General features: G+C 37.3%; 9 protein-coding genes. 2 read left to right on the top strand and 7 right to left on the bottom strand.

Annotation, left to right across the window (positions count from 1 at the left end; translation table 11 throughout):
- Nucleotides 1-65: 65 nt before the first annotated feature.
- The gene (gene carB / locus NPX99_RS03520; protein ID WP_269030478.1) at nt 66-3,539 is read right to left on the bottom strand and encodes a carbamoyl-phosphate synthase large subunit; all 3,474 of its coding nucleotides are present in this window, start codon (nt 3,537-3,539) and stop codon (nt 66-68) included.
- 570 nt (nt 3,540-4,109) lie between these two features.
- Nucleotides 4,110-4,949: a DUF1460 domain-containing protein gene (locus NPX99_RS03515; protein WP_269030476.1), complete on the bottom strand. Its 840-nt coding sequence runs from the start codon at nt 4,947-4,949 to the stop codon at nt 4,110-4,112.
- Nucleotides 4,950-5,541: 592 nt separating this feature from the next.
- On the opposite strand from NPX99_RS03515, the gene NPX99_RS03510 reads away from it, so the two are divergent.
- Nucleotides 5,542-6,783 (top strand): MFS transporter, encoded by a 1,242-nt coding sequence (locus tag NPX99_RS03510; protein WP_442864048.1) that lies wholly within the window; start codon nt 5,542-5,544, stop codon nt 6,781-6,783.
- 157 nt (nt 6,784-6,940) lie between these two features.
- Here the strand turns inward: NPX99_RS03510 and carA are convergent, their stop codons facing one another.
- From carA to NPX99_RS03485, 5 genes are all read right to left on the bottom strand, one after another.
- Nucleotides 6,941-8,137 carry a glutamine-hydrolyzing carbamoyl-phosphate synthase small subunit gene (gene carA / locus NPX99_RS03505; RefSeq protein WP_269030474.1) on the bottom strand — a complete coding sequence of 399 codons (1,197 nt, stop codon included), beginning with the start codon at nt 8,135-8,137 and terminating at the stop codon, nt 6,941-6,943.
- Nucleotides 8,138-9,004: 867 nt separating this feature from the next.
- Complete coding sequence (gene ubiC, locus NPX99_RS03500) at nt 9,005-9,556, bottom strand: chorismate lyase (protein WP_269030473.1); 552 nt, start codon at nt 9,554-9,556, stop codon at nt 9,005-9,007.
- A gap of 821 nt (nt 9,557-10,377) precedes the next feature.
- Complete coding sequence (locus tag NPX99_RS03495) at nt 10,378-10,629, bottom strand: GlsB/YeaQ/YmgE family stress response membrane protein (protein ID WP_269030471.1); 252 nt, start codon at nt 10,627-10,629, stop codon at nt 10,378-10,380.
- 644 nt (nt 10,630-11,273) lie between these two features.
- On the bottom strand, nt 11,274-12,950 hold the full coding sequence (locus NPX99_RS03490; protein WP_269030469.1) for a Na/Pi cotransporter family protein: 1,677 nt from the start codon (nt 12,948-12,950) through the stop codon (nt 11,274-11,276).
- Between the two features lie 70 nt (nt 12,951-13,020).
- Nucleotides 13,021-14,238, bottom strand: a complete 1,218-nt coding sequence (locus NPX99_RS03485) for a mechanosensitive ion channel family protein (protein ID WP_269030468.1) — start codon at nt 14,236-14,238, stop codon at nt 13,021-13,023.
- Between the two features lie 134 nt (nt 14,239-14,372).
- On the opposite strand from NPX99_RS03485, the gene dnaG reads away from it, so the two are divergent.
- Nucleotides 14,373-16,310, top strand: a complete 1,938-nt coding sequence (gene dnaG / locus NPX99_RS03480) for a DNA primase (RefSeq protein WP_269030467.1) — start codon at nt 14,373-14,375, stop codon at nt 16,308-16,310.
- The last annotated feature ends 204 nt before the right edge of the window (nt 16,311-16,514 follow it).

The following is a 16,514-nucleotide window of genomic DNA, read 5'->3' as shown; positions in this document are numbered from 1 at the left end:
AATTTATGTTTTCATATAAAGAAAAAATATAAAGCGTGTGTGTGCATTGTTCCATGGCGAGAAACTCAAGCGAAGTAGCTTTGTAGTGAACGCACTTCAAGACACTTCTTTTTGAGGGCTTTGATCGCTTCTACGACAGCTTCAGCTCCAGCTATTGTTGTATAATAGGGGACTTTTTGCATAAGTGCTGCTTGGCGTAATGATTTGGAATCTGAGATGGCACTGGCAGTGCTGGTTGTATTGAAAATTAATTGAATTTGTCGATTACGAATAGCGTCCTCAATATGAGGATGCCCCTCTAAGACTTTGTTAATTTTTTTTGCCTCAATATTATGTTCGGTAAGAAATTTTTGTGTTCCACTTGTTGCTAAAACAGTAAAGCCAAGCTCAGTTAAACATTTTACGGGGTTTAAGATACGCTTTTTATCTTCATCCCTCACAGAAACGAACAAAGTTCCCTCTTTTGGGAGTTCAACACCAGCTCCAAGTTGCGCTTTAGCGAAAGCAAGGGCAAATTCATAATCAAGTCCCATAACCTCACCGGTTGAGCGCATTTCTGGACCAAGAAGTGTATCGACACCCGAAAAACGAGCAAAAGGAAAAACCGCTTCTTTGACAGCAATATGTTGTTTTTGTTGCAGAGAGGGTAAACCACCATAAGTTTGAAGCGTTTCTCCTGCCATAATACGCGCGGCTATTTTAGCAATGGGGCGACCAATTGTTTTTGCGACGAAGGGGATAGTACGCGAAGCACGCGGATTAACCTCTAAGACATAAATTGTGCCCTCTTTAATGGCATATTGCACATTCATCAAGCCACGAACATGAAGTGCTTGTGCTAATGCTTTGGTTTGATGTTCTAATTCAGCGACTATGTTATGAGAGAGCGTATGGACTGGTAAAGAACATGCTGAATCACCAGAGTGGATGCCGGCTTCTTCAATATGTTCCATAATACCAACAACCAGTGTCTCTTCTCCATCGCAAAGACAATCAACATCAACTTCAATTGCTTCTGTCAAATAGGTATCAAATAAAAGCGGATTTTTACCAAGCAATATATTGATCTGTCTTGTTTTGTCGTTGGGATAACGGGCTTTGATATCTTCTGAAACCAACTCAGGGATACTCTCAAGCAAATAATTTTGCAAGCTGCGTTCATCACGGATAATTTGCATAGCACGTCCTCCTAAAACATAAGAAGGGCGCACAACCAGTGGAAAGCCTAATTCATGGGCGATGAGGTGTGCTTGTTCGATTGAATGGGCAATACCATTTTGAGGTTGGGTTAAGTTAAGTTTGAACAATAATTTTTGAAAACGATCTCTATCTTCTGCTAAATCAATGGCTTCAGGTGAAGTGCCTAGGATGGGGATATTATGTTTTTCTAGTGCACTTGCTAATTTCAGTGGTGTTTGTCCACCAAATTGAACAATGACTCCAACCAATTCGCCTTTTTGCTGTTCTGTTTCTAAAATAGCGATAACATCTTCTGTTGTTAAAGATTCAAAATAAAGACGATCAGAGGTATCGTAATCTGTTGAAACAGTTTCAGGATTGCAGTTGATCATAATGGTTTCAAAGCCTGCTTCACGGAGTGCAAAAGCAGCGTGGCAGCAACAATAGTCAAATTCAATGCCTTGTCCAATGCGGTTTGGTCCCCCGCCTAAAATGACAATTTTTTTGCGTTCAGAAACTTGTGCTTCTGAGTGTTCTATCCCAGCAAAGGGTGCTTCATATGTTGAATACATATAGGCTGTAGGTGAAGAAAATTCCGCTGCACACGAGTCAATTCGCTTGAAAACGTGCTTAACATTAAGTGTTTTGCGCAAAGCAGCAATATCATCAGGCTTTTGCCCCGTAAGGGTGGCTAAACGCGCATCCGAAAAGCCCATTGCTTTTAACATGCGTAGATTATCTGCATCTTGGGGCAATCCATGGATGCGGATGTATTGTTCCATTTCAATAATTGAGGCTATTTGTTCCAAAAACCACGGATCAATTTTGCTGATTTGATGAATTTCATTTAAAGGTAAGCCCGCACGCATTGCTTGGGCAATGTAGCGTAAGCGATCAGGACTTGGGATTGCAATGGCAGAGCGTATAGAACTCTTTTCATCACCTTCAGCATGTTCAGGAATGACAATTTCATCAAGACCGGTAAGACCTGTTTCAAGTCCACGGAGTGCTTTTTGCAGCGATTCTTGAAAAGTACGGCCTATTGCCATTACTTCCCCTACAGATTTCATTGCAGTTGTGAGGACAGATGATGAACCAGGAAATTTCTCAAAAGCAAAACGAGGAATCTTGGTGACAATATAGTCAATAGAAGGTTCAAATGATGCTGGTGTTACACCACCTGTAATATCATTTTTTAATTCATCAAGTGTGTAGCCAACAGCTAGTTTGGCCGCTACTTTTGCAATGGGAAAACCTGTTGCTTTTGAGGCAAGTGCTGAAGAGCGGGAAACACGCGGGTTCATTTCAATAACAACAAGGCGGCCGTTTTCAGGATTAACAGCAAACTGTACATTTGCCCCACCTGTTTCAACACCAATTTCGCGCAGTACAGCAATGGAAGCATTGCGCATACATTGATACTCTTTGTCCGTTAAGGTGAGGGCAGGGGCTACAGTGATCGAATCACCAGTATGAATACCCATCGGATCAATATTTTCAATGGAACAAACAATGATACAGTTGTCGTTCTTATCGCGAACAACTTCCATTTCATATTCTTTCCATCCCAAAACACTTTCTTCAATCAAAACTTCTGTTGTCGGTGAAGCTTCAAGCCCTCGTTCAATGATTTCATAAAATTCAGAGCGATTATAAGCAATTCCTCCGCCGGTTCCACCAAGGGTGAAGGAAGGACGGATAATCGCTGGAAGACCAATAACATCAAGCGCTTGAACTGCTTTTGCTGTCGCATGTGCGATATAATGTTGTTTACGGTCAGCTTCTGTATGACGCCAGTTTCGTTCAAGCTTTTCCAGTGCTTGATCAAGAGCATCACCGGAAAGTTTTGCTTTCAGTTCATCGCGTTTTTTTGCATGTTGTCGGCGATTTTTTTCTTTAAGTTCTGTTGCGTTGGCGAGCATAGAACGTGGTGTTTCCAAACCGATTTTTGCCATCGCTTTGCGAAATAAAGCACGATCTTCAGCTTTATCAATCGCATCGGCATTAGCACCTATCATTTCCACCTGATAGCGGTTTAAAACGCCCATACGCTTTAAGGATAAGGCTGTATTAAGGGCTGTTTGACCGCCCATGGTGGGTAAAAGTGCGTCGGGACGTTCACGAGCAATAATTTGTGCAACTATTTCAGGGGTAATAGGTTCAATATAAGTTGCATCAGCTAAATCTGGGTCGGTCATAATAGTGGCAGGATTAGAATTAACCAAAATAATTCGGTAACCTTCTTCTTTTAATGCTTTACAAGCTTGTGTGCCTGAATAGTCAAACTCACATGCCTGACCAATAACAATAGGTCCTGCTCCAATGATAAGAATAGATTTTATATCTGTGCGTTTTGGCATGGTTTTTTCCTATGACAAACATCTGTGCGCGATTGCGTCAGGCAAAATAGTTAAATTTTAGGGCTAAAACTGTTTTATAGGTTAAGTGATAAAGAAAGTAAGCCATAAAATGCCTTTTCCATGTTTTTTTTATAGCATTGAAGATCAGTGTCTTTTTTGTGTTGAGCAAATTTATGTCGTTGCATGAATATAACTTTTAAGAGAAAAAATGCTTCTTATATGGAATGGAGGGCTCATGTCCTTACCATTATTGCATTATTGTGATATTTGTCATGCTCAATTTTGAACTATGTTCTTCTGCATTTTCTCCTTTATGATAATGCTCAATCAATTGAACTCATGAACAGCATTTTTTTATCAAAAATGGAGAATGGCAAACAATATTATAAGCTGGTTCTTTTATTTAAGGTTTAAAGCTAGAGTAAGATTCTCTGTTATTTCGCTTTAAAATATCAACAAAGGTGTTGTCTGTGTGTAGATGACATGAGTTTGAATGTTTAGTTTGATAATTTGAGGGTTTATTCGAATATATATTGTTCATTATAGGGGACATTTCTGTCCCCATATAGGTTATTTTAGGGCTCTTAAAACAATAATCCCTGGTGTTTTTGCTACATAATCCATAAAAGGAGAGTCCACAACTTTTTCATTCTCTTTTCGTGAAGAAGCATTTCGTAACATTGGGCCATTCTCTGTTTTGATAAAGAAACCCACATGGGTTACATCTAAACCATCGAGTTTGGTGTATATACCAATAAAATCACCAGATTGTAATTGGCTTATGACGTCTTCATTAATAAAGTTACTTGGAATATACGTTATATTGCGCTTCACAATTGGTAATCCAGGAAGGTAGTTCCCACCATCAGCTTTTTTATTGAGATATTTTTCGGTATTTACCGCATTGGGGCTGATTTGTGCTGTGATATCGTTGGCAAGTTTATATTCTTTATAAGCCCAGTCTGTGAAAAAATGCTTTCGATTCAAAAAGCTTATATTACCGTCAACATAACGCGTTTGGATCACATTATTTATAAATTCTGTTTGCGAAGTTGATTTCCGTAATGCTTCAACATAATCAAGATAAGTAAAGCAATCTAAACCTCTAAAGTCGATTATGAGTTCTTCTGGTACATTCTCTGAACCCTGTAACATATTTGCTTTGTAAGGTGTTCCTAAAAAAGCACCAGAGAGAAAGTCGATTATTTTTTCTTTCTCATGGTCATTGATTTTCGAGCGCTCTTTAAGAATAACATTGAGTTTCTTTAAAGTATAGGGATCTAGATTCACTTGTTGTTCTTGCTGTATTTCCGTTTTGTTCTCAGACGTTTCTTTATTTCCATCAGAATTCTGAAAGTCACATCCTGTAACCAATGCTGAAATTAAAATGAATTGGAATATTTTTCGCATCTTTTCACCATTTTTGAATTTAATAATGAGTGGTACTTTTCTGCGTTAATCAGATTATCTTTCACTCACTATAACATATCATAAATATAGTATAAAGAGGTATATGGAGGGTTTTATGATAGGAGATGCTGATTTCGTATGATGTAGATACTTTTAAAAGTGAAGTATATAAATTTTTTTATTATGATTAAATTGGTTTTTTTAAAATAAATGTTTAATAATAAAATATAAACTTTTTAATATAATTTTATAGTAAAACCATTTATAAATAATTGAAATTATATTCAAATATTTATTATTTATTTAAAATATAAATTTCTATTTGAATGTAGTATATTTAATTAATACTATTTTTCTTAGAAGAAAATTATAGGCAAATTGTGATGTTAAAATTTAAATTTATTTACTTCATTGAAGCTTATTTCTTATAAATGGTGATTTTTTATAGAAATTTATGCATTGTTATGTATCTATCAAATAAAAATTTGTGATATTTTCTGTTTTTTGATTTTTTTACTTCAATTATCGTTTTTGTAAGAACAAGTGATCTTATGTCATAGTTCTTAATAGCAGGTAGGGTTTGAAAGATTGTATGGAAAGCAATTTACATGCTATGAGTAGCCAAAAGCTCGATCAAAAATTTATCCATCATGGGCTTATTTTAGTTTTTATTACTTTATTACTGGATATTATTGGTATCGCAATTATTAGTCCTATTTTGCCTGAATATTTTGCTCAGTTGACGGGGAAGAATATTAGCGAAGCTTCTGTAGAAGGGGGAGGGTTATTTGTAGCTTATTCAGCAATGCAATTTTTATTTGCTCCGATCATTGGCAATCTCTCTGATCGTTATGGTCGTCGTCCTATTTTGCTTATTTCGATTATCAGTTTTGCTCTTTATAACTTTATATGTGCTATAGCGTGGAGCTATTCTATGTTGTTTATTGGGCGCCTTTTGTCAGGGATGAGTAGTGCTAGTTTTGCAATTTGTACGGCTTATCTTGCCGATATCTCTGATGAGAAGACTCGTACGCGCAATTTTGGTCTGTTAGGAATTTCATCTGGGTTGGGATTTATTTTAGGCTCATTCATTGGAGGCTTTTTAGGGCAATTGGGTCCGCGTATTCCGTTTTATTTTGCTGCTGGTTTTTCACTCATGAATTTTATTTTTGCGTGGGTTATGCTTCCAGAAACGCTTCCTATGTGGAATAGACGCTCTTTTGATATTAAACGTGCCAATCCGTTAGGTGCCCTTTTACAGCTTAGACAATATCCAAAAGTTCTCTGGATGTTATTAGTCTTTTTTCTTTATTGGCTTGCGGAATCTATATGGCCGAGCATTTGGGCATTTGTTGCTAAAGAACGCTACGATTGGGGCACGTTGTCTATTGGATTGTCTTATAGTGTTTTTGGTATAGGACAGATTATTGTGGTAGCGCTTATTCTGCCTTATTTTTCTAAGCGATGGAGCAATTGGCGTATTGTCATGTTAGGTCTTCTGTTTGCATTAGCTGCTATGTTTGGTTACACATTTGCGACACAAGGCTGGATGGTTTATGCAGTTTTTTCGTGTACGATGCTTGAGTATCTTGTTCATGCACCTATGCGTGCTATTGCTTCAGAACAGGTACCGGCGAATGCACAAGGAGAATTGCAGGGAGCGATGACATCTGTTGTTTCATTGAGCTTAATATTCGGTCCTCTTTTTTATATGCTTCTCTTCGAATATTTTACCCATGAAGGCGCGATGTTTTATTTTTCTGGTGCTCCTTTTGTGGGGAGCTTTTGTGTGCTTGTCGTGACGACGATAGTTTTTGCTTTACGGGTACGCTAATTTTTTGCGTTTCTGATTAATAAGAATATTTTCTCAAGACCTATAAAGTACAACTTACGTGTTCTAGAAGCAGATTACGCTTTCTGAAAAAGAGTGGATTTTTGCGAGGTAAAAGCGTGTGATTTAAGAGAGAGAATCTAAAAGAAAAGCACTTTAATCAAGCTATTTTTTTATAATCTATAATAAGATCACAGAAATGTTGAAAGAGGTAGTGGCTATCTTGTGGTCCAGGGGAAGCTTCGGGGTGATGTTGAACAGAAAAAACGGGTTTTCCAATAATTCGAATTCCACAGTTTGAACCATCAAAGAGGGAAATATGTGTTTCTTGGACATGCTGTGGTAAAGAGGTAGCATCTACAGCAAAGCCATGGTTCATTGATACAATCTCAACTTTTCCGGTGTTAAGGTCTTTAACAGGATGATTAGCGCCATGATGTCCTTGGTGCATTTTTATGGTTTTTGCACCAAGAGTGAGAGCTAAAAGTTGATGACCAAGGCATATACCGAAAAGTGGCAAATTATGATCAATCAATGTTTTAATCGTTGGAACGGCATATTGCGCTGTTGCTGCTGGATCACCTGGACCATTAGAAAGAAAAATACCATCAGGGTTCATTGCTAAAATTTCTTCTGCACTTGTATGTGCAGGCACGATAGTAATGCGCGCATTTTGTGTAGCCATAAGACGAAGAATATTACGCTTAATACCATAGTCGATTGCAATGATATGAAGATTGTGCACACTGTTTGTATGATATCCTTTATTCCATACCCATGGTTTTTCGTTCCATTGCCCTAATGCTTTAGAGGTAACGTTTTTCGCAAGATCAAGATTGATAAGACCTGGCCATTTTTGTGCACGTTTCTGCAGAGAAGGGATATCAAAACGCCCATGAGAATCATGTGCAATGATAGCATTTTGTGCACCTTTTTCTCGAATAAGAATGGTGAGTGCACGTGTATCAATACCGCAAAGTGCGATAATTTTACGTGTTTTGAGCCATTGATGTAGGTTTTCATTTGCACGATAGTTGGAGGGACGTGTAATGTCTGCTTTGAAAACAGCACCGACGGCACCATGACAGTCGAGGGGAGTGAGATCTTCAATATCTTCACTATTCGTTCCTACATTTCCTATGTGAGGAAAAGTAAAATTAACAATTTGTTGCGTATATGATGGATCTGTAAGAATTTCCTCATATCCTGTTATGGCGGTGTTGAAACACACTTCACCTTCAGCAATGCCTGTAGCACCTAATCCTTTACCTTCAATAATTGTTCCATCAGCTAATACTAAGAGGGCTGTAGGTTTTCTTACACTCCAAGGATCGCAAGATGAGGTAGTTTGTTTCATAGTGTGTATCCACAATTTGTTTTTGAAAGGTATAATAACCAACACCGCGCAAAAGCATAACAGCTTTTGTGTACATCGTTTACAATGTTTCGCTTGAGATAGAGAGTATAGGTATATTCTATAAGGAGGTAAAGTCTTGTTTTTGAATTTTTCTAAAATCTCAGATTAATTATTTTTTGCATATTGTAAGACGTAGAAGGATCGCTGAAAAAGCAGTTTTTCTTCGTAGATAAAATGAGATAGATTTATGTTGTCTGACCAGATTGATGGAGCGCTTCATATTGCTTGGAGGTGCAGGATAGCGCTATTCTTGCGGCAATATATAATATGGCCGATTAGAGAGCGTGATAAAAGGAGACTAGAAGGGGGATATTTATCAGAGGCAGTTTATTTTAGTTAAAATAATAAAATGGCAGAAGGAGTTTATGCGCGTTTATACGAATCTGCTTGCTTACAATTGGTAGAAAACCAAGAAAAAATAACAGTCTTTCACGAATTCTTTTTTATCAGTTTGATAAAAGGGAAGGCAGGGAGTTGCTTGGTAAAGTCTTAGTGCAAGAAGAAACAGGATTCTTCGTGATATTGGTAAGAGATTATAGTACGTTCAAGAAGCGCTCTATTGAGAAAATAAATTTTTCTAAGGTTGGCAAGAGACTTTGTAAAAAATTGCAGTAAATTTTAATCGAGTGACATAGTGTCTGAAAGTATTTTATCATCAGTGGTTTTTCACAAAGAGACAGGGGCTAATAAGCAACAGTTTTTCGGAAGAATCACCATAAAAAGCGCATTTTAAAGTAAGCAGATGAGTGGTTCTTTTATTGATGAGTTTATAAGACATCTATCATCTATTTTACGTTATACTCTTCTTTAAGATATTGCTTCTTTCATTTGTGTAAGATTTGTTGTGTAAAGCGGTGAAGCTGCTAAAAACAGTTCGGTTAGCAACAATGGTTCGTTTGCTAAGCGCAAACGGGAACGGCGTGCCCACAATACATCTTGTTGGGCATCTTGTTGGCCAATATGAATGTAATCGCGGGTTAATTTGCCACTGTTAAATAAATAGTTTCCTAATGGTATAGTGCCTAAATGCATGAGTGCTTGATTACGTTCAAAGAGAGTTTCTTGCGGGATTACAGTGCGTCCAAGAAGCCAAGGTTGGTTATCTCCCATCAGTATGACTTCACGTAACCAGTAGTGTGAACTAACAGGGAGATGTTCAGCTTCCTCTTTTAGTTTATCCGGCGTAATGAAACACTCCCGTTGTGGTTCGACATGTATGCGGGTGCAATAGTTTTTCAATCGGAGCGTCATAGAATTCTTTTCCATGAGCCAATCACGAATGTTCTCTGGTATTGAGGGGTCTTGATCAGATAGCCATTTGAGAGGGGGCAAGATGGAGTCTTTTGGTTTAGAAATCATTTCACTCTATATCTAAAACCGTGTTTTGTATGCTAGGTGATAAAAATAGACATTCACATTATAATGTAGAAATGCAAAGGCAGCAAGATTTTAAATGAAAAGCTATAAGGGAAAAATGGAATGGCAGCTCTTTAAAAGAGGATATGTAGAAAATTATATGATGGGGCGTATTTTCATGAAAAAAGGTAAAATAATGCGTTACGATTTATCTAAAACTCTTTCACACAATGCACTGTGAAACTTTCTTGATAGCAACAGGGGATTGGGAAAAACATTTAGGGCCTTAAAATTCGTTTGTAATGCATATAAAAAAGAGATGCAGAATTCATTTACCTTAGAAAATCTTTCATTGATAAAAAACAGAAATAAGAAAGATTGTAAGAAAAATGGGATGGGTATTATCTTTAGCATCTCGCTCTTAGCAGAATTTTGAGTATAGGAAGAGTGTTGGAGCAACCGGCTAAGATCTTGAACGCGAATTGTAAAAAATGAAACGAGTATTATAGTATTGCACTAAAATAACAGCATCATCTCTACTCGTATAAATGCTTATAGCTAGTGGAAATGTTTATAGCTATTGATAGGGGATGGTAAATCGCAAGCCTTTACTGTTTCTCATTTAACGACACAATAATAATGGTCCCCAAAATAGTGGTTCCAAAAAGACGAGATGGTGCCCAAAAAAGATGGTGATGCGAAAAGATTGCTGCTTAAACATCTAACCACCACCCCACCCATAGCCATAATTTAAAACTATGGTGGAAATACTTCAATTATTTTATTGAGCACCAAAAGATGCTTTTAGAAAAATGCACAAAACTTTATGGGCGAATTTTTCTTCCTATCCATATAAGAATGCAGGCTCCTATAAAACCTGAAATAAGATAGCCAAGCCAACCAGCAAAGCTCACGCCTAAAAGGCCAAAAACAAAGCTCGCTAATGCGGCTCCAATAATTCCCAGGATAATGTTTAGAAATATCCCTGTCTGGCTTTTCATAAGATACTGTGCAGCCCAACCTGCAAGACCACCGATAATAATAGCTGCAATCCAGCCAATGTTTGCGTCTTCCATTTATATTCTCCTTTGCCTGAATCTAAACTGTTAGTTCTAACTAGGGTAAGCTTTGTAAAGGTCAAGGCTCTCTTTCCCCAAAAGAAAGGATACTGCTGTTGGAAACTTTATTTTTACTTCGCTGTTTTTTCAACTCATGCGAATATCTTATGCGTGCAGTATTATATCCATACAATCACAAATACACATCACTGTCTCAATAATAAAACAAAACGCTGAAGTATGCAACTATTTTATGTAAAAAATGTCTTAAAACGTACTTTTATAGTATAAAAAGTGTATTTATAAGTATATTTTTACTAATTCTTATAACAAATTTTGAAAAAATGAAAATGATATGCTTAAAATAATGAAAAAGTGAATATCCAAAAAGTTTAAAAAAGCCTGCTAGTAGGATATCGATGATGCTTGAAATGATATTTAAAAATGGTGTTGTTTAATTCTTTACAAAATTTTGTATAGATAAACACTACCATTATTGTAATCTGATTGATATTTCTATCTCTTATGGCGTGTTTTTTCCTTGATGTTATGAAAAGGTGCACTTTTGATAAGAGTGCTTGAGTAAGACATTTGAATTTTCAATATCATGATCGATATGGTTCATTATCTTTTAAATATCCTCAAAGTAAAGATTTAGCTGTTTACTGTTCCGCAGGATTACGTAGGCGGGAACTTTGGAGAAGTCCCTGTGCTTCTAAGATTGGGTAGATCATTGAGGTTAAAAGGGAATTGATCTGTTTCAAATCGCGTACAGTATCAAGATGAAGGCTTGACGACTCTACATTTGTGAGATCGCCTTCACGCAGGCGTTTAAAATGCTTCAAACTCATTTCTTTTTCTAAATTTCGAAGCTGATCTTTTTTCTGCACCAATAAATGCGCGGTGTGTGTATCACGTGAGACAAGAACATTAAATGCGATATGCGCGTTGGCTAGAACAATAGTGTGGAAACGAAGAAGGTCATTCCATCCCTCGCTGCTAAATTGTAAATTTTTTTGTTGCTTCTTTTTAACCAGCATAAGCATATTATGAATGATAATATCTCCTGCTTGATCCAATTTTATACAAGCACCTAAAAGTTCTTGTGTTTGAAGAGCTTCTTCATCAGATAATTTTTGTCCAGCTAATCGTGCGAGATAAAGTTTGATTGCGATATGTTTTTTATCTAATATGGTATTTAGCTGGTTGAGTTCACGGATGATGTCGGGATCAGGTTTCTCATAAAGTCCCATGATTTTTTCTAGCATAATATCCACAAGGTCACAAATATGGATGACCTCACGCCTGACATTAGAAAGCGCTAAAGTTGGGCGTTCAAGAACGCTGTCATCAAGGGCTGTTTGATCAGATAAATTAAGCGTTTTATCGCTTTGTGTTTTTTTTGTACTTATCTGAACAATTTGAGTGGTTAGTTTTAAAACCCATTTCGAGAGTGGTATTCCAGCAAGAAGAATGAAAACATTAAAAATGATATGGGCGTTGATAACTTGAGTGGAGGGCTTATCACCAAACCATGTGATGGGTGGTTGAAAGGAAAGAAATAAGATAAGAGCAAGGATTGAACCAACGCCGCGCATGAGTAAGTTCCCCAAGGGAACGAGGCGAGCATTAGGGGGCGCATTGCGTGTTAGAAGTGGTGCTATAAGAGAGGAACCAAAATTAACGCCAAGAACCATGACAACACAGAGCTGAGCGTGGATAAGGTCATAGTTCGCGAAATTAACCAGCAAAATAATTCCAGCAATGGATGAATGTAAGAGATAAGTGAATGCGGCTGCCAACAAAAAAGTGGAAACAGGATCGGTGGAAAGATAACGAATGATGTTAGGTAAAATAGCGCTATCACGTAAAGGTTTGGTCGCTTCACTTATCATTTGTAAAGACAAAATCAAAAGGCCAATACCAATGACAATACGACCGACTTGACGCCAATCACGTTTTTCAGTTGTCATGAAAATACAGGTACCAATTAAAAGGCACAGTGGCACAACGAGAGTGAGGTCATAGGAAAGAATTTTAACAACGAGCGCTGATCCTAATTCTCCTCCACGCACAGCCATAAGCCCCGCTAATCCAGAGACAAAACCAGATTCGACAAAAGAACCAACAAGGAGTGTTATTGCTGTAGAGCTTTGTAAAATCATTGCTGTAAAAAGTCCAAAACTGACAGCAAATAATGGTTTGGAAATAACGTGGCGCATTTTGTATTTAAGCTTATCACCATAGGCACGCTCAACACCTGTACGTACCATGCGTGTAGCCCAAAGAAGTAAAGAAATAGCACCTGCAAGATGAAGGAGTACCAGTGAACCATTCATGATACTTTTTCTTTCATTGTTGTTATAAATAGGGTTGATTTAAAAAATGGATGAATTGAAGTTTATCATTTTACTTTTCTTTCGCTTCTAAAACATGACGAAAATCATAGCCACTTGGATTTTGAAAAATTTTTAGACCAAAACTAGGAAGAATGGAATAAAGGTGGTCAAAAATATCAGCTTGAATTTGTTCATATTCTAGCCAAACAGTTGTATTGGTAAAGCAATAGATTTCCAAGGGTAAGCCATTTGGTGTAGGTGGTAATTGTCGTGTCATCAGGGTCATATTTTGTTCAATATTTAAATGCTTTTTTAGATATGCAAAAATGTAAGCACGAAACGTGCCAATGTTAGTTAAACGGCGGGTATTGGCTAAAACGTCATGATTTTTATCTAATTGCGTATTCCATTCACGGATTTCTGGTATTTTTTGTGTAAAATAATTTTCTAACAAATTAAAGCGAGAGAGATATTCTTGTTCTTCTTCTGTATGGAAACGGATGCTTGATTGATCAATAAAGAGGGAGCGTTTAATGCGTCGTCCACCTGCTTCCTCCATTCCACGCCAATTCTTAAAAGAGTCTGTCACCAGTTTACGGATAGGCACGGTCGTGATTGTTTTATCAAAATTTTGAACTTTGACAGTATGGAGTGCAATTTCAGTGACATCACCATCTACATCCAGACTGGGGATTTGAATCCAATCGCCGACACGGACCATATCGGTAGATGAAATTTGGATTCCTGCAATGAGAGAAAGGAGTGTATCTTGGAAAATCAACATCAAGACAGCGGCCATTGCACCAAGACTGGATAAAAGAATAAGAGGTGAACGGTCAATTAATGTCGCTACCATAAGAATCGCAGCCACAGTAAAAAGCGCAATTTTAGCAATTTGAATATAACCTTTTATTGGTTTTAATCGCGCTGTTGGCTGTTGTTCATAGAGGATATTAATAACATTAAGAAGAGAAGAAATTGCAAGAACAGCAAAAAGAATAATGAAGGCATTCGCGACATTTTCTATGATGGTGCTAAATGTATCAGGGAGTGTCGGAATAAAATTAATACCGATTGAGAGAATAAAAGCTGCAACAATATTTGCTATGTACCCAATGGTGTATTCAATATCAACGCTTGTATTTTTAGGCAGAAAAGAAGAAAGCCGTTTTGCTCCATGAGAGAGGAGATTTCGTGCTAAAAAATTGACTAAAAGTGCAATAATGATAAGAATAATAAGCCAAATGATAGATTCTAGCAAAGGATATTGAACAAGAAATTTGATCACTTTTTCACTCTCCGTTTCTGAAAAATATGCGGTTGAACTTTTAATTTTTTAAAACCACTTAAGAGGAAGTATTGGAATTATGCTTCAAACTCGTTAAATATGCAAAAAAGAATTTTAAAACTCTGTGAGAGATAATGCGCTTTTCGCCTGATTTCCTTGATGATCTCCGCGCCAGATTACCAATTTCAATAGTTATTGGCCAAAGGGTGATCTTTGATCCCCAAAAAAGTAAGCCTTCGCGAGGAGATTTTTGGTGTTGTTGTCCCTTTCATGGTGAGAAAACACCAAGTTTTCATTGTGATGATCGTAAAGGTCGCTATTATTGTTTTGGTTGTGGTGTGAGTGGTGATATTTTTACTTTTTTGTGTGAGCTTGATGGATTGCATTTTTCAGAAAGTGTTGAGCGTTTAGCTGATCTTGCAGGGATAAAATTACCTCTTTTTGATCCACAAAGTCAAAAACGTCAGATGGAAAAAGCCGATCTTTATGATGTTATGAGAATGGCTACAGCTTTTTTTCAACATAGCTTACGCGATAAAGGTGGTATGCAGGCGCGTCGTTATCTTGATGCACGTGGTGTGACACCAGAGCTTGTAGAACGTTTTCGAATTGGTTTTGCTCCAATGAGACGTACAGCTTTGAAAGAAGCTTTAAGTGCGCGTGGTATTTCAATAAAACAAATGGAAGATTGTGGACTCCTCAAATTTGGTGAGGATGAAACGGTTTCCTATGATCGTTTTAGAAATCGTATTATGTTTCCGATTGAAGATTTACGCGGACGTGTGGTAGCTTTTGGAGGGCGTACGTTAGAAAAAGATACACCTGCAAAATATCTTAATAGTCCTGAAACAGTGTTGTTTCATAAAGGAAATATACTTTACAATGCTGCTACTGCTCGCAAAAATAGCCGTTTGGTTGGCGATAAAAAAAATCATTCACTCTTAGTTGTTGAAGGTTATATGGATGTGATTGCGTTGGCTAAAGCTGGCTTTGAGGGAGCTGTGGCTCCTTTGGGGACAGCATTAACAGAGGCGCAAATTGGGCTTTTATGGCAAATGGGCACGGATCCCATTTTATGTTTTGATGGAGATGATGCTGGTTTAAAAGCTGCTTTTCGTGTTGCTGATCGTGTACTTTCTCTTTTAAAGGCAGGCGTTTCTGTGCGCTTTGTTTTGTTGCCACAAGGTAAAGATCCAGATGAAATTATTTCTGCCGGTGGTGCACAACTTTTTTCTTCTTTTTTACAAAAAGCAATTCCTTTGATTGAACTTTTGTGGTGGCGTGCTACTCATGGAAAAAGCTTTGAAACTCCAGAGACTCGAGCGGCTCTAGAAAAACAACTGAAACAGCAAATTTTTACAATTAAGGATGAAAATATACGCCGTTATTATTTGCAGGATATAAAAAAACGGCTTTTTGATTTTTTTCGTTCCTCTTTTTCGAAAAAAAAGGGTGCGGGGAGACATCACCAGTTTTCCCAAAATAAAATATTTAAAGACCAATCTTTTTCTGTTTTGGCAAACTCTGATATAGTGCGCAATTCTTCGCAATCTATTCCTCTGCGTGAAGCTGTTATTTTATTGATTTTGGCTTACTATCCTGAGTTATGGTATGAAAATTTTGAAGTTCTTGCTGAATTGGAGTTAAAAAATGCACAATTAATGTGCTTTCATCAATCCATGTTGGAAATTCTTGGAAATCAGCAGCTTCATGATAAAGAGACAATGGTTGTGCTCTTAGAAAAAAAAGGACAAAAAGCTCTTTTAGAACGTATGAAACATCTTGTACAACATGTTGGTATGCGTACTGTCTTTGTTGGCGCTCCTCTAGACGATGCTCGTGCTATATTAAAACAGGCTATCTACTTGCATCTTCAAGAACACCACCTACATAAGAGATTACAAGATATTGAAGAGCAACTCGTAGAAAATCCTAAGAGCGAGGTTTTTGATCTGCTTCGTGAGATACAAAGTGAGCTGCAACAGATGCAAGCGACAGAAGCATTAATTGAAGGGTTTGGAAGTTGGTTGGATGAAAAAAGAGACGGGAATAATCAAGAGACGATAAAATGATTCGCTTTTTTGATGCGAATCTGTCACCTAAGGCTAAAAATGAGGAAGTTTATGTAGAGCGACATTTTTGTAAAGAATGACGACGAAATTTTAGGAAAAGCGGGAAATTGGTTCTTACTATATGCTACTATATGCTGCAGAGATTATCTCAGAAAGGCTGAGAGGTGTCGGGGAAACTTCTGGAGTTTTCCCGCGTTTTTGTGT

It is taken from the genome of Bartonella sp. 220B (assembly GCF_026930205.1).
In the GTDB taxonomy this organism is placed as follows: Bacteria; Pseudomonadota; Alphaproteobacteria; order Rhizobiales; family Rhizobiaceae; genus Bartonella.
The sequence above is the reverse complement of the archived record's forward strand: the minus strand, read 5'-3'. Positions and strand labels throughout refer to the sequence as shown.

Coding starts and splice junctions, on each gene's coding strand:
- ubiC (WP_269030473.1), bottom strand. CDS start 9,556: ATGATTTCTAAACCAAAAGACTCCATCTTGCCCCCTCTCAAATGGCTA.
- NPX99_RS03490 (WP_269030469.1), bottom strand. CDS start 12,950: ATGAATGGTTCACTGGTACTCCTTCATCTTGCAGGTGCTATTTCTTTA.
- carA (WP_269030474.1), bottom strand. CDS start 8,137: ATGAAACAAACTACCTCATCTTGCGATCCTTGGAGTGTAAGAAAACCT.
- NPX99_RS03515 (WP_269030476.1), bottom strand. CDS start 4,949: ATGCGAAAAATATTCCAATTCATTTTAATTTCAGCATTGGTTACAGGA.
- dnaG (WP_269030467.1), top strand. CDS start 14,373: ATGCGCTTTTCGCCTGATTTCCTTGATGATCTCCGCGCCAGATTACCA.
- NPX99_RS03495 (WP_269030471.1), bottom strand. CDS start 10,629: ATGGAAGACGCAAACATTGGCTGGATTGCAGCTATTATTATCGGTGGT.
- NPX99_RS03510 (WP_442864048.1), top strand. CDS start 5,542: ATGGAAAGCAATTTACATGCTATGAGTAGCCAAAAGCTCGATCAAAAA.
- carB (WP_269030478.1), bottom strand. CDS start 3,539: ATGCCAAAACGCACAGATATAAAATCTATTCTTATCATTGGAGCAGGA.